The sequence below is a fragment of the Aquiflexum gelatinilyticum genome (assembly GCF_024813435.1).
In the GTDB taxonomy this organism is placed as follows: domain Bacteria; phylum Bacteroidota; class Bacteroidia; order Cytophagales; family Cyclobacteriaceae; genus Cognataquiflexum; species Cognataquiflexum gelatinilyticum.
In genome coordinates this window covers 176,738-190,270 of the sequence record NZ_JANAEZ010000005.1, presented here as the reverse complement: position 1 = coordinate 190,270, position 13,533 = coordinate 176,738, and the positions used below count along the sequence as shown (strand labels likewise).

Genomic DNA, 13,533 nt, shown 5'->3' with positions numbered 1-13,533 from the left:
TTCCATTCAGCGTATTTAATATCAGGAAATCGTCGATCCTTCAGATGTTGGAGTATTGGGTTGAAGAAGCCTTAGGCTGCCGTCCCGGTCTTCGGCCATCAAGATCATCCCTTCAGAGTCTATCCCCATCATCTTTCTTGGCGCAAGGTTGATCAACATGGTAACCTGCTTTCCAATCAGATCCTCAGGTTGGAAATGTTCTGCCACGCCACTCAAAACTGTTTTCACTCCCAAACCTGTATCCACCGTCAATCTGAGCAGCTTTTTGGATTTTGGCATTGGTTCAGCAGTCAGGACTTTTACCACCCTCATGTCGAGTTTAGCAAAATCCTCATAGGAAATAATATCTTTCATAGGTTCTGCTATGGCATTTGCGATTTCATTCTGTTTTTTGGTGTCCAAAAGTTTTTGGATTTGGGCTTCCACCGTAGCATCCTCGATTTTGTCAAACAACAGAGCCGCCTCAAAGATTTCTTGACCGATCTGCAACAATTCATGACTTCCTGCATCTGACCATTTCAATCCCTGTAGACCAAACATCCCAAAGATTTTAGCCGAAGTGAAAGGCAAAAACGGTTCTGCAACAATGGCCAGGTTTGCGGCAAAATTAAGGGCAATATTGAGGATTGTCCCTGTTCTTTCCCTGTCCTCTTTGATGGTTTTCCAAGGTTCTGTTTCTGCAAGGTATTTGTTTCCCGTACGGGCGAAATCCATCACAAATGAAAGTGCTTCTCTAAATCGGTACCTTTCGATAGAGGCTGCAATTTTTTCAGGGAAGGATTTCAACGCTTCCAAAGCATCTTTGTCCAAGTCATTCAATGGTCCCATTCCGGGTACATTCCCATCAAAAAACTTATGTGTCAGCACAACTGCCCTGTTCACAAAATTGCCATAAATGGCCACAAGCTCTGAGTTGTTTCGGGATTGAAAATCCTTCCAGGTAAAATCATTGTCCTTGGTTTCGGGAGCATTTGCAGTCAAGACATAGCGCAATACATCCTGTTTGTCCGGAAATTGCTCCAGGTATTCGTGCAGCCAGACCGCCCAATTTCGTGAAGTAGATATTTTGTCTCCTTCGAGATTCAGAAATTCATTTGCGGGTACATTGTCCGGAAGCACATATCCTCCGTGAGTTTTGAGAATAGCGGGGAAAACAATACAATGGAAAACGATATTGTCCTTGCCGATGAAATGAACCAATTTGGTATCTTCTGACCTCCAATAAGGCTCCCAATCGATCCCTTTTTCAGCTGCCCATTCTTTCGTACTGGAGATGTAGCCTATCGGTGCATCAAACCATACATAGAGGACCTTTCCTTCCGCTCCTTCGACGGGTACAGGAATTCCCCAATCCATATCTCTTGTCATCGACCTCGCCTGCAATCCGTCACCGGCTTCCAACCAAGAGCGACACTGTCCAAGTACATTGTTTTTCCAATCTTGAGCATGGTCGACCAAAATCCAGTTTTTGAGAAAATCTGTGTATTTGGCCAAATCGAGAAACCAATGCTTGGTTTCCTTCAATACAGGGGTATTGCCTGACAGTTTGGATTTCGGATTGATCAGTTCCGTTGGACTGAGTGAAGATCCACATCTTTCACATTGGTCTCCGTAAGCATGTTCATTGCCACATTTGGGGCAAGTGCCTTCTATATATCTATCAGCGAGAAACTGTCCGGCTTCCTCATCAAAATACTGTTCGGTGGTCTGTTCAAGAAATTCTCCTTTGTCATAAAGGTCCCGAAAAAATCCTGAAGCAGTTTCATGATGGATTTTCGCGGAAGTCCTTGAATAATGGTCAAAACTTATCCCAAATTCCTGAAAGCTCTTTTTCATCAGCTCGTGGTATTTGTCCACGACTTCTTGGGGACTTATTCCTTCTTTCCTTGCTTTAATGGTGATGGCAACGCCATGCTCATCAGACCCACCGACAAAAGCCACATCTCGACCTTGTGAACGCAGGTATCTCACATAGATGTCAGCAGGAATATAGCATCCAGCCAAGTGACCGATGTGCAAAGGACCATTGGCATAAGGCAGCGCAGCAGTGATTGTATATCTTTTGAATTCGCTTGGTTTCATAAGCCGCAAAGGTAGAAATTAGAATGGAATGGGTAAGTTGGAAATTGATTTCAAATTAAGGCCATTTCTTTGCGTGCATCTTCCGTAAGTATGCCGGTGTAAATGATCTGAATGGCCTGATCGTAGATTTCAGCAGGACTGAGTTTGAAACTTGCGCGCATTTCCTCAGGAAACTGACTTAAAAATTTGTGGTCTATCAGATTTTGTATCGCGGAAGTATAGATAAATACAATAAAAGAAACATTGACCGAAGGGAGTACATATCCCTTTTCAATGCCTTCCTGAATCAGTTTTTGAAATCTCAAATACCCGGATTCTCTGATATATGCCAATAAATCAGCCCAAATGGATGGTGCATGGTCACGAAGTTCATCCAATATCTTGGGGTTGATTGTGGATACATCAGAGGCAACGGTTGTCAGCAGTGATTTTAATTTGACTGTGTATGGAATGAGCTTGTTCTCCAAAAGCATACTGACCTTGATTGAAAGTTTGGTTTTTAGCACGTCAAAAGTAGCACCCAAAAGTTCTAATTTACCGGGAAAATACTTATAAAGTGTCTTCTTACTCATACCCAATTCCTGGGCAATTTCATCCATGGTGGTATTTTTATAGCCTTTCTTGATAAAGTATAGGTAGGCTACTTCTAGGATTTTGGCTTCGATATCTGATTTCTTACTCATCGATTGGAATAGAGGGGCAAATATAGGCATTCCCATCGATTTTTGCCCCATGGTGTAAAATGTCAAATAGCCTGAAAGAATCCTTGGTGTTTCTTTCTACAAAAGTTAATTTTGGAATCTTACCTTTTAATTTTCATCCCAATACCGTCATGAACCCAACTGAGGCCAAAGCTCGGATTGCTGAACTAACCAGGCAAATCAATCACCACAACCATCTATATTATCAGGAGGACAGGACAGAAATCAGTGATTTTGAATTTGACAGGTTATTGGAGGAGTTGGTCAAACTGGAAAAGGCATGCCCTGAATTCCTTGAGTCTGATAGCCCAAGTCAAAGGGTTGGCGGAACCATTACCAAGGAATTTGAAACAGCTGAACATGGCTACAGGATGCTTTCTTTGGGAAACACCTATTCTGAAGAAGACCTTTTGGCTTTTGATGAAAGAGTAGCCAAAGGATTGGGACACCGTGATTATGAGTATTTCTGTGAATTGAAATTTGACGGTGTGGCCATCAGTTTGGTATATGAAAACGGAAAACTTGTCCGAGCAGTCACACGCGGAGATGGAACACGTGGAGATGTGGTCACCGAAAACATCAAAACGATAAGAAATATCCCCTTGAAAATCCATGGGGACAATATTCCCGACCGGTTTGAGGTGAGGGGAGAAGTGTTTTTGCCAAAAAAAGAATTTGAAAAGATAAATGCCGAAAGGGAAATTCTTGGAGAACCACTTCTTGCAAATCCAAGAAATGCTGCTTCGGGCACAATCAAAATGCAAGACAGCACTGTAGTCGCCAAAAGACGATTGAACTGCTACTTTTACCAATTATTGGGCGAGGAAATCGGAGTTACAAAACACGACGAAGCTATTACAATGATCGAAAAATGGGGGTTCAATGTCTCCCCTACCCATTCCAAATACAGGGATATCCAAGGCGTACTTACATTCATTGAAGAATGGAAGGAAAAACGCTTTTCACTCCCCTTGGATACCGATGGTGTTGTGCTGAAAATCAACGACTATGACCAAAGAGAAGAATTGGGGTTCACCGCAAAGATTCCACGATGGGCAATTGCATATAAATATCAGGCCGAAAGCGCAGCCACAAGGTTACTTTCCATCTCTTACCAAGTAGGCAGAACCGGTGCCATTACTCCCGTAGCCAACCTTGCCCCTGTGCACCTTGCCGGAACAACAGTCAAAAGAGCCTCCCTTCACAATGCCAATGAAATACTCCGACTTGGCCTGCATGAAGGCGACATGGTGCAGGTAGAAAAAGGCGGCGAAATCATCCCCAAGATCACCGAGGTTGTTTTGGACAATAGAATTCCCGGATCCAAACCCATTCAATACATAGACCATTGCCCGGAATGTGGAACCAAACTTGAAAGAAAGGAAAGCGAAGCCAAGCATTTTTGCCCCAATACCAAAGGTTGTGCGCCACAGATTCTCGGGCGAATTGAGCATTTCGTCCATAAAAGGGCAATGGACATTGACTCTTTGGGTACAGAGCGGATCAGGACTTTGATCGATCAGGGATTCATCAAAAATCCTGCTGATATATACGATTTGGAAGCTGTTCAGGAAAACCTCCTCGGACTCGAAATGAGCCAAGACCAATATCAAAAAACCGATGATGGCTTGCTTTATATCTCTTTGCCAAAGGCATTCTTCGCCTTAACCGAAGGAATTTCCTTGACTGCCATCCAAAGTTTCTGCGAAAGTCAATCCGAAAAACCACTGCTGAATGTTCTTCAGAATTTTCAGGCATTTATCCGAAACAGCAAAAAGAAAACTGCACAGAATGTAGGCACTGTTCAGCTCCTAGAAAATCTCCTGATGACTTCCGAATTTTCGGTTTTGGAGGATTATGTGCCTGTTGCCTTGGTTTTGAGTCTTTTGATTGGAAACAGATCTACCCTATCTGAAATTTCAAAAGCCGCTTACCATGAAAATACTGTTCATGGAATTCTTTTGAAAATGAAGCTCGAGCTCACCAATGAACAGGAAGACCGGATCAAAAAGCTTAAAGCCAACACCTTTCAGGAAGGTGTGATCAGCAACATGATAGAAGGGATTGAAGCCTCAAAGAACCAATCCTTTGAAAGGGTATTGTTTGCCTTAGGAATCCGCAATATCGGGGAGAATACAGCACAGATTTTGGCAAGACATTTCAAAAACATAGATGCACTGGGAGCGGCAAGTACCGAACAGCTTTTGGAAATCAATGGCGTAGGAGAAACGCTTGTCATCAGTTTGCAGGACTACTTCCGAGATCCTGAAAACCTGCTTTTGATCCAAAGGTTGAAAGATAAGGGATTGAGGTTTGAAGTAGAGGAAAGTACCGCTGTTTTGCAAAGCAATAAATTAGAGGGAATGAAAATCCTTGCTTCCGGCCGACTCAACCATTTTAAAAGAGACGAAATCATTGACTTTATTGAAGCCAATGGAGGTCAATACTTGAAAGCTGTCTCGAAAGGACTTGATTTTATCATAGAGGGAGAAGAAATGGGACCAAGCAAAAAAGAAAAAGCAGAGAAATTGGGGATCAAATTGATTTCTGAAGAAGAATTCCTCAAAATGGTAGAAAAACCAATAGCGCCATGAAGTGGATCAAAGACCGGATGATCACCTATCAATTGGATAAAGCCCTCAAGAACAAGAAAAAAACCGAAGTTGCTTTTCCTATCAATCCTAGGCGGGTAGCGATTTTGGCATCTAACAAGGAGGAATTTCTGGAGTCAAAAGAGATGCTAAGGAAAATATGGGGATTCAATATCAGGATCATTGGTGGATATTTTTCTGAAGAAAATACAGATGCGGAAGCCATTTGCCCGATTTATTTTTCCATTTGGGGTTTGCCCACCGATTACTTCAATGAGTTTATGGAGGAAAAACTTGATTTTATTTTGGTACCCACTTTACACCTTAGCCCATATTTGCGTTATTTGCTGCTCGCAAACAAAAGTCGGTTCAAAATGGGTTTTTTCTCAAAAGAAAACAGTCCCATCCTCGATTTTATGATTAAAACTGAAGGTGAAAACCTCAAGCCAAACCTAGAAAAGCTGATGGCTTATTTCAAAAAAATAAAAGAAACATGTTGAAGTTACACGGTACGGGAGTGGCCTTAATCACCCCATTTTCTGAAGACGGATCAATTGATTTTGCAGGATTGAGAAATGTAATCAACCACGTTATAGACGGTGGTGTAGATTATTTGGTAGTATGTGGCACAACAGGCGAAAGTGCTACTTTATCCAAATCAGAAAAAAAACAGGTTCTAAAAGCGGCTTTGGAATACAATGCCGGCAGGATTCCTGTCGTATATGGTATCGGAGGAAATAATACCTCCGGAGTATTGGAAGAAATCCAAGAAACAGATTTTTCAGGGATTGACGCTATTCTTTCTGTCAGTCCTTATTATAATAAGCCAACGCAAGCAGGAATAATTGCCCATTATACAGCCATAGCAGATTCTTGTCCTGTTCCGGTGATTTTGTACAATGTACCCGGTCGGACCATGTCCAATGTGGCTTTTCAGACGACTGTCCACCTTTCCCAACATCCCAACATTATTGGAATGAAGGAGGCAAGTGGCGATCTTTCCCAATGCATGAGGATAGCAGCAAGGATGCCAAAAGATTTTCTTCTGATATCGGGAGATGATATCCTGACTCCGTCTATGCGGGTCATCGGTGGTCAGGGCGTAATTTCAGTGTTGGCGAATGCTTATCCTGCTATTTTCAAAACCATCTGCCACGGCAATCTTGACGAAGCAAAAGAGGCAGCCTTCAAGCTTTTGGATATCAACCCAATGATGTATGAAGAAGCCAATCCGGTCGGATTGAAGTTTCTTATGAGCCATTTGGGGATTTGCGGAGAAACGGTTCGTCTTCCTTTGTTAAAGGCTACAGAAAGTCTGAAAGAAAGGATTTTGAAGAATCTTGTAAAATAAAATTCAGGGGCAAAAGAAGTTTCCTTTTGCCCCTACCCTACTTTTTGAGTAATTTCCCAAATGCAACAGGCCATTTCCCTTTTAGCGCTTAACCAACTGATCCGTGAAACATTAGATGTTCATCTTGAACCTTCTTATTGGATTGTAGCTGAAATCGGGGAACTCAAACAGGCAGGACAAGGTCATGCTTACCTCGATCTCGTAGAAAAGCAAGGGAATCAGATTGCAGCCAAAATGCGGGCAAATATCTGGGCTTATTCCTATAGGACTATTGCAGGAAGATTTCAAGCCACTACCGGTCAATCACTCCGCGCCGGAATGAAAATTTTGGCTCAGGTGACGGTTACCTTCCATGAACTATACGGAATCAGCCTCAATATCAAGGACATTGATCCCAATTTCACTTTGGGTGAAAGGGCAAGAATCCGTCAGGAAATCATTAACAGACTTTCCAAAGAAGGAATGATAGAGCTGAATAAACGCTACGCACTTCCGACTGTTCCCCAAAAAATCGCTGTCATCAGTTCTTCCACAGCGGCAGGATACGGTGACTTTGTCAATCAGATTGAACAAAACAGGTTTGGCTACAAAGTATGGAATAAGCTTTACCAAGCCACCCTACAAGGAACTGATGCAGCTGCGACCTTGATATCAGCATTTCAAAGAATAGAAGCAGACCAAAACTTAGAGAAGTTCGATGTCATCGTATTGATTCGCGGAGGAGGAGCTCAATTGGATTTGGATTGCTTTGACGATTATGGACTTGCGATGGCTATCGCAAAATCACCGCTTCCGGTGTTGACAGGAATAGGCCACGAGCGGGATGAAACCATCGCAGATCTTGTTTCACATACCAAAATGAAAACCCCGACAGCAGTAGCTGAATTTATCCTTTCAGGATTTAGGGATTTTGAGGACAGCCTCAACCTCTGGACAAAAAACCTGAGCAGGTTTGCCGGCCAAATGTTGGTTCAAGAGGATAAAAAGACAACCGAACTTGAAAACAGGTTGAAGAACCTAGTCAGATTCAATCTTTCAAAAAACATCGAAAAGCTGACTTTCTACCAAAATAGAATTAAGTCATCCTATCATAATCAGATCAAATTCAGTGCTTTATCCTTAATTAATTTAAATAAGAATTTAATCAAATCATGGAAGGTATTTATTGAAAAGGAAAACCGGAATTTAGAATTATTGGAAAAAGACTTGAACAAATCTGACCCTAATACTTTCTTTGAAAAGGGGTATACACGATCAGAAATCAACGGAATTCCGATCCATAAATCATCTCCCAAAATTGGGCAGGAAATGTTGACATTTTCAAAAAATATAATCCTATCAAGTACAATCAATGAAATCAAAGATTATGGAAAATAAAGCGAGTGGTTATGATGAAGGAATCAAGAGGATAGAAGAAATCGTGGCTATTCTCGAAAGTGGAGAAAAAGGAATGGACGAGTTGTCGGAACTGGTCAAAGAGGCTGCGATGCTCGTCAAAAACTGTAAACTGAAGTTAAGGTCAACTGAATCCGAAATAGCAAAAGCCTTGGAAGATAATGCAGAGGAAAATTGAGTTTTTTTAAATAATCCAAGTTTACAAACCGATTACTTTTAGGAATTTCCGTTCGATATTCACCAATAGGTTTTGGTTGATTCCGGGAATTCTGATGATGAAATAATCCTTATTTCCTTTGTTGACGCATTCTCCCTTCATGTTTTGAAGTGGGCCTCCCATAATTTCGACCTGCTCTCCTGCTTCAATATCCGAGCCGTCAGTTTCTACGGCTACGCCGGTATCAAGAATTCTTTTGATGGTTGCGATTTCCTCTTCTCTAACAGTGGCATGTTCTCCGGAAAAATTTACAAACTTAACAGCTCCAGGAACTTGTAGTGATTCCCATAATTTGGTGCGGTTGGTTTTGACGAAAACGTATCCATTGAAAAGTGCTTTTTGGACTTTCTTTTTTCTGTCACTCCACTGCCTCAATTCTTCAACGATTGGCAAGAATACCTCAATTCCCATTTCATTCAGTCTTTTTGCTACTTTTTTCTCTGACCTGGAAGTAGTATAAAGAACAAACCACTGCAATTCCGACATATAAAAATTTATTTTACCGGATGCAAAAGTAAGGATTTTAAGCTCTTGACTGACATATCTTTTTTTAAAAAACAAAAAACCCCCGGAATATTACTCCGGGGGTTTTGACATTTAAAAACCACCAACCTTTATTTAATCATGCTATTTCATTCTACGAATCAACATGTTTAATTTATCTGCCAATAAATACATGACAGGTACGACTACTAACGTCAAGAAGGTCGCAAAGGTTAGACCGAATATTACTGTCCAAGCCATTGGTCCCCAAAACGCTGCATTGTCGCCCCCAACGTAAAATTGAGGATCAAATGAACTAAGTAATGATCCGAAATTTATATTCATCCCTATTGCCAAAGGAATCAAGCCAAGTACTGTTGTAATCGCCGTAAGCAATACAGGTCTTAACCTTGTCTTTCCTGCTAGAATTATACTGCCAAGCAACTCATCCATTGGAAGGAATTCACCCTCAGGTGTTCCCAACTCTTCTCTTCTTCTTTGTCTTACTAGATTGGTATAATCAATCAACACGATCGCATTATTTACCACTACTCCTGCAAGAGAAATAATACCAATACCCGTCATGATCACGACAAAATCCATGTTGAAAATAACCAACCCCAAGAAAACACCGATGGTACTCAGCACTACAGAAGCCATGATAATCAAAGGTGTTGTCACTGAATTAAATTGAGCTACAATGATCAAAAATATGACTGAAATGGCTATGAACAAGGCATTCATCAAGAATGCTGTGGATTTTGCCTGCTCTTCCTGCTCACCTGTGAATTTTACAGTTATGCCTTCAGGCACATCATACTGAGCCACTAGCTCCTTCAATTGATTGTTGATCTCAGTTGGATTATAACCATCTGTTACATTTGAGAAAATTGTAATTACCTTGTTGAGGTCTTTTCTTTTAACAGAACCATATGTAGATCCATATTGCAAATCAGCAACAGCCGAAATCGGAACTTCCTTTTTGTTACCAAATTTGTCCCTAAAGCTGATTTTCTTATTGATCAAAGAAGAAATATCATAACGGTATTCGTCATTTAACCTCAATTGGATAGGAAAATCCTCTTCTCCTTCCTTGAATCGGGAAACCTCAAGTCCAAACAAAGCTGTCCGCAATTCAGTCGCAATTGTGGCGGTCGAAAGTCCGAACCTTCTGGCATTTTCCCGGTCAATATTGAGAATGACTTCAGGGCTACCCAATTCAAGATCTGACTTTAATTCTTCAATTCCGGGAACATTAGCAGACGCGAGATCTTCTCTGAATTGCCCTACAAATCCGATCAATTGTTCGAAATTTTCTCCGCTTACTTCGATATTCACCGGCTTACCTACAGGAGGTCCATTAGTCTGCTTATTGACTGTCACCAAAACACCAGGATAAATCTCCACCATCTCACGGATTTCTTCCATGATTTTATTGGTATTGATTCCTTGCCTAAATTGGTATTCGACAAAGCTGATTGTGATTTTTGCTTTATGGGGAGTATTGGCAATACTGGGGCCCATGGTCTGATCGCCTGTACCTTCACCTACTTGGGTGATGACAGACTCGATGATCGTTCCATATGGTTCAAGCAATTTTAACAAGTCTCCTTCCATCCTATCTACCATAAATGAATTGGTCGCTTCAGTATCCGTTCCGATTGGATTTTCGATGAAAATATTGACCAAGGCAGGCTGGTTATCCGGAAAGAAAAGCACTTTTGGAGCTCTTATCCCGAGTAATGCTATGCTCAAAAACAACAGCAATACGGTACCTCCAAAAAACAGATATGGATTCCTACCTCTTAAAGCAAAGGCCAAAGTCTTTTCATATGCATTTTCCATTTTGACAAGTAGCACATTTTGGAACCATCGGATAGCACCTCTAAGCACAAAAACATTGAAAACGGTCAGGATTGCAGCTAGCATCAAAATATTTGCAAAAGCAATCCAACCGGCAATGTATCCGATGATGGCCATTACTGTGAGTACCAATGAAACAACCAATGGCCTTTTCTTTGACTTGACGATGTCCAGATTTTCAACCTTCATATAAACTGATGCCAAAGCCGGATTGACCACCAAGGCCACAAATAGAGAGGAGGAAAGGACAATGATCAATGTAATAGGAAGGTATTTCATAAATTCCCCGATGATATCATCCCAAAATGCCAAAGGCAGAAATGCTGCAAGAGTGGTAGCCGTAGAAGTAATGATTGGCCATGCAACTTCACCGACACCTTCTTTGGCTGCCCTTACCGGAGACATTCCTTCGCTCATAAGTCGGTAAATGTTTTCCACAACCACAATTCCATTATCTACCAACATCCCCAAAGCAAGAATCAAAGCAAACAACACCATTAAGTTGAGTGATATTCCCAATGAATTCAAAATGAGGAAGGAAATGAACATTGACAAAGGAATCGCAATACCTACAAAGAGGGCATTTCTGAAACCCAAGAAAAACATCAAAACCAATACCACCAATATAACACCGAAGATGATACTGTTTTCAAGATCGGCTACTTGTGCTCTTGTGGTCTTGGACTGGTCATTGGTAATGCTGATTTCCAAATCCTGAGGAAATCTCTGGGCTTTTGCTTCCTGTATGATTTCTTTGATTTTATCAGCAGCGTCCAATAAGTTTTCTCCACTCCTCTTGATCACATTTACAGTGACCACCGGAAGTTTGTTGCTACGGGCATAGCTTGTTCTTTCTTTATAAGTATCAGTAACAGTGGCCACATCACGGAGGTAAACAATCTTGCTTTCCTCGGTTTTGATGATAATGTCATTCAATTCATCGGGGGATTTGAATTCTCCGGTCACCCTTAATGATCTTCTGAAATCTCCTGAAAGAATATTTCCTCCGGAAATGGTCACGTTTTCTTGGGAAATCGCATCGGAAATATCGCTGAATGATACTCCTAAAGCTTCCATCTTGTAAATATCCGCATCTACACGGATTTCTCTTTCTATTGTACCACGCAGTTCAGCCTTAGAAATTTCACCAAGCTTTTCGATCTCATCCTCCAAAAATTCACCATATTTCTTCAACTCTTCCTCTGAATAGTTTCCGGAAATATTGACATTCATAATGGGAAAGTCTGAGGTGTTGATTTCCAAAACATCAGGCTCCTGATCAAGATCTGTAGGAAGCTCGCCCTTGGATTTGTCCACTGCGTCTTTCACATCCTGGATTGCTTTGGCAATTTCAACACCTGGATTGAATTCCACCACTATGGATGAAAAATCCTGAACTGAAGTAGAAGTGATGTTTTTGACGTTATTGAGCGACTTGAGCTCTTTTTCTATCGGTCTTGTGATAAGGTTTTCCATATCAACCGGAGAGTTTCCGGGATAAGCAGTACCCACATAAACCGTTGGTATGATGATTTCCGGAAAACTCTCCTTAGGCATCGTCCTGTATGCACCCAAACCCAATGCCGTGATAATGATCACTAGAATGAGTACGGATATCTGGTTGTCAACGGAAAACGAACTGATTCCAAATTCCCTGATAACTCCTTTTTTCTTTTCTTCTATCTCTGCCATAACAAAATTACTTGGCAATGTTTACAACAAAATTATCCCCCACTTCTCTGAATCCTTTGTCGACCAGGACTTCAGTTCCTGTCAAACCTTCCAAAACTTCAGTCACCTCTTTGTAGGTTTTTCCTCTTTTGATATACCTTTTCTTACTCAGGCTTTCATCGACAGTATAGACATAATCGCCTTTGTTGTCCTGAAGGATCAGGTAATTGGGTACCGTTACAGCAGTTTTGTTTTCATAATCCATGATTTTGATTACTGAAATCATGTTTGGCTTCAAAAATTCCAAAGAAGGAACAGCAATTTCAACCTTAAATGTCCTGTTATTAGGATTGATGATAGCTCCTACTGAGGTAATCTTTGCCCTGAGCTCTTTTTCCACTGAAGGAAAAGTAACCTCAACCGAATCACCTTTTTGGATCAAGCCTACATATTTTTCAGAAATGTCAGCCTCAATAAACAAGTCACTGTCACCCACAAACTGAAACATAGGCACTCCCGGCTGAACCAGTTCACCCAATCTTACCTGAACAGTTTCTACCGTACCGTTAAATGGCGCTCTCACCAAAGTTTTTGATTGTTGGGTCTTTAGCGAAGCGAGATTGGCTTCTAGCGTTTCTTTCCTGTTTTTTGATTCCAAATATTGGATTTCAGTACCAATCTGTTGCTTCCATAACCTGTCCTGCTTATCAAAAAGAATTTTCGCCAACTCAAGCTGTTTTTCAACTTCGTCAATATTTCTAAGGATAGTCTCTGCATCTATTTTGGCCAAAATCTGACCTTTGCTTACCCTCATTCCTTCTACAGCTGTGATTTCTTGGATTCTACCCAAAACCTCACCTGATATACTGACATTTTTCTTGGACAAAACCGATCCTGTGACTTCGACGAAATGCTCAAAATGCTTTTTTTCAACTTTTGTTGTCGAAATAAGAATGGATTTCCTGTTTTCTTTAGCAAACTCAGGGTCCAATACCGCAATTTCTTTTTCCAAGGTTTCTATCGATGTCCTGAGACTGGCAGCATCAGCCTTCATCTTAGCCAATTCTTCTTTTTTGATACTGATCTCATCTTTGGGGCCACATGAAGCAGCCAAAACCAAAATGGCGATGATTAAAAAGGGAAAATTCGTTTTCATATTTTCTGTATGTTTTTTCTTTT

10 protein-coding genes are annotated in these 13,533 nt (G+C 41.1%); 5 read left to right on the top strand and 5 right to left on the bottom strand.

The genetic code is table 11. The features are described 5' to 3' along the window. Positions 1–21: 21 nt before the first annotated feature. Together metG and NK987_RS12870 are read right to left on the bottom strand one after the other, a co-directional pair. The gene (gene metG, locus NK987_RS12875; protein WP_259264176.1) at positions 22–2,082 is read right to left on the bottom strand and encodes a methionine--tRNA ligase; all 2,061 of its coding nucleotides are present in this window, start codon (positions 2,080–2,082) and stop codon (positions 22–24) included. 50 nt (positions 2,083–2,132) lie between these two features. After that, positions 2,133–2,795 carry a TetR/AcrR family transcriptional regulator gene (locus NK987_RS12870; RefSeq protein ID WP_259264175.1) on the bottom strand — a complete coding sequence of 221 codons (663 nt, stop codon included), beginning with the start codon at positions 2,793–2,795 and terminating at the stop codon, positions 2,133–2,135. A gap of 119 nt (positions 2,796–2,914) precedes the next feature. Between NK987_RS12870 and ligA the strand changes: the two genes are divergently transcribed. The 5 genes from ligA to xseB are packed head-to-tail and all read left to right on the top strand — an operon-like array spanning position 2,915 to position 8,298. Further along, positions 2,915–5,377: an NAD-dependent DNA ligase LigA gene (ligA, locus tag NK987_RS12865; RefSeq protein ID WP_259264174.1), complete on the top strand. Its 2,463-nt coding sequence runs from the start codon at positions 2,915–2,917 to the stop codon at positions 5,375–5,377. After that, entirely contained in the window at positions 5,374–5,874 is a 501-nt protein-coding gene (locus NK987_RS12860) for a DUF6913 domain-containing protein (protein WP_258423226.1), read from the top strand. The genes ligA and NK987_RS12860 overlap by 4 nt, the downstream gene beginning before the upstream one ends. Then, positions 5,868–6,725: a 4-hydroxy-tetrahydrodipicolinate synthase gene (gene dapA, locus NK987_RS12855; protein WP_259264173.1), complete on the top strand. Its 858-nt coding sequence runs from the start codon at positions 5,868–5,870 to the stop codon at positions 6,723–6,725. Before NK987_RS12860 ends, dapA begins: the two co-directional genes overlap by 7 nt. 60 nt (positions 6,726–6,785) lie before the next feature. Continuing rightward, positions 6,786–8,102, top strand: coding sequence for an exodeoxyribonuclease VII large subunit (gene xseA / locus NK987_RS12850; RefSeq protein WP_259264172.1), 1,317 nt, complete (start codon positions 6,786–6,788; stop codon positions 8,100–8,102). Beyond that, positions 8,092–8,298: an exodeoxyribonuclease VII small subunit gene (gene xseB, locus NK987_RS12845; protein ID WP_258423229.1), complete on the top strand. Its 207-nt coding sequence runs from the start codon at positions 8,092–8,094 to the stop codon at positions 8,296–8,298. Before xseA ends, xseB begins: the two co-directional genes overlap by 11 nt. A 21-nt stretch (positions 8,299–8,319) precedes the next feature. Here xseB and NK987_RS12840 read toward each other — a convergent pair whose 3' ends face one another. From NK987_RS12840 to NK987_RS12830, 3 genes are all read right to left on the bottom strand, one after another. Continuing rightward, a complete protein-coding gene (locus NK987_RS12840; RefSeq protein ID WP_258423230.1) occupies positions 8,320–8,823 on the bottom strand; it encodes a UpxY family transcription antiterminator in 504 nt (167 codons plus the stop codon). 141 nt (positions 8,824–8,964) lie between these two features. Next, positions 8,965–12,375, bottom strand: a complete 3,411-nt coding sequence (locus NK987_RS12835) for an efflux RND transporter permease subunit (RefSeq protein ID WP_259264171.1) — start codon at positions 12,373–12,375, stop codon at positions 8,965–8,967. Between the two features lie 7 nt (positions 12,376–12,382). Next, on the bottom strand, positions 12,383–13,510 hold the full coding sequence (locus tag NK987_RS12830) for an efflux RND transporter periplasmic adaptor subunit (protein ID WP_259264170.1): 1,128 nt from the start codon (positions 13,508–13,510) through the stop codon (positions 12,383–12,385). Between the last annotated feature and the right edge of the window lie 23 nt (positions 13,511–13,533).

Bases quoted from the DNA above. Each gene is read 5' to 3' on its own strand.
- NK987_RS12835 (WP_259264171.1), bottom strand. From the start codon at position 12,375: ATGGCAGAGATAGAAGAAAAGAAAAAAGGAGTTATCAGGGAATTTGGA.
- NK987_RS12840 (WP_258423230.1), bottom strand. From the start codon at position 8,823: ATGTCGGAATTGCAGTGGTTTGTTCTTTATACTACTTCCAGGTCAGAG.
- dapA (WP_259264173.1), top strand. From the start codon at position 5,868: ATGTTGAAGTTACACGGTACGGGAGTGGCCTTAATCACCCCATTTTCT.
- NK987_RS12870 (WP_259264175.1), bottom strand. From the start codon at position 2,795: ATGCCTATATTTGCCCCTCTATTCCAATCGATGAGTAAGAAATCAGAT.
- xseB (WP_258423229.1), top strand. From the start codon at position 8,092: ATGGAAAATAAAGCGAGTGGTTATGATGAAGGAATCAAGAGGATAGAA.
- ligA (WP_259264174.1), top strand. From the start codon at position 2,915: ATGAACCCAACTGAGGCCAAAGCTCGGATTGCTGAACTAACCAGGCAA.
- NK987_RS12830 (WP_259264170.1), bottom strand. From the start codon at position 13,510: ATGAAAACGAATTTTCCCTTTTTAATCATCGCCATTTTGGTTTTGGCT.
- metG (WP_259264176.1), bottom strand. From the start codon at position 2,082: ATGAAACCAAGCGAATTCAAAAGATATACAATCACTGCTGCGCTGCCT.
- xseA (WP_259264172.1), top strand. From the start codon at position 6,786: ATGCAACAGGCCATTTCCCTTTTAGCGCTTAACCAACTGATCCGTGAA.
- NK987_RS12860 (WP_258423226.1), top strand. From the start codon at position 5,374: ATGAAGTGGATCAAAGACCGGATGATCACCTATCAATTGGATAAAGCC.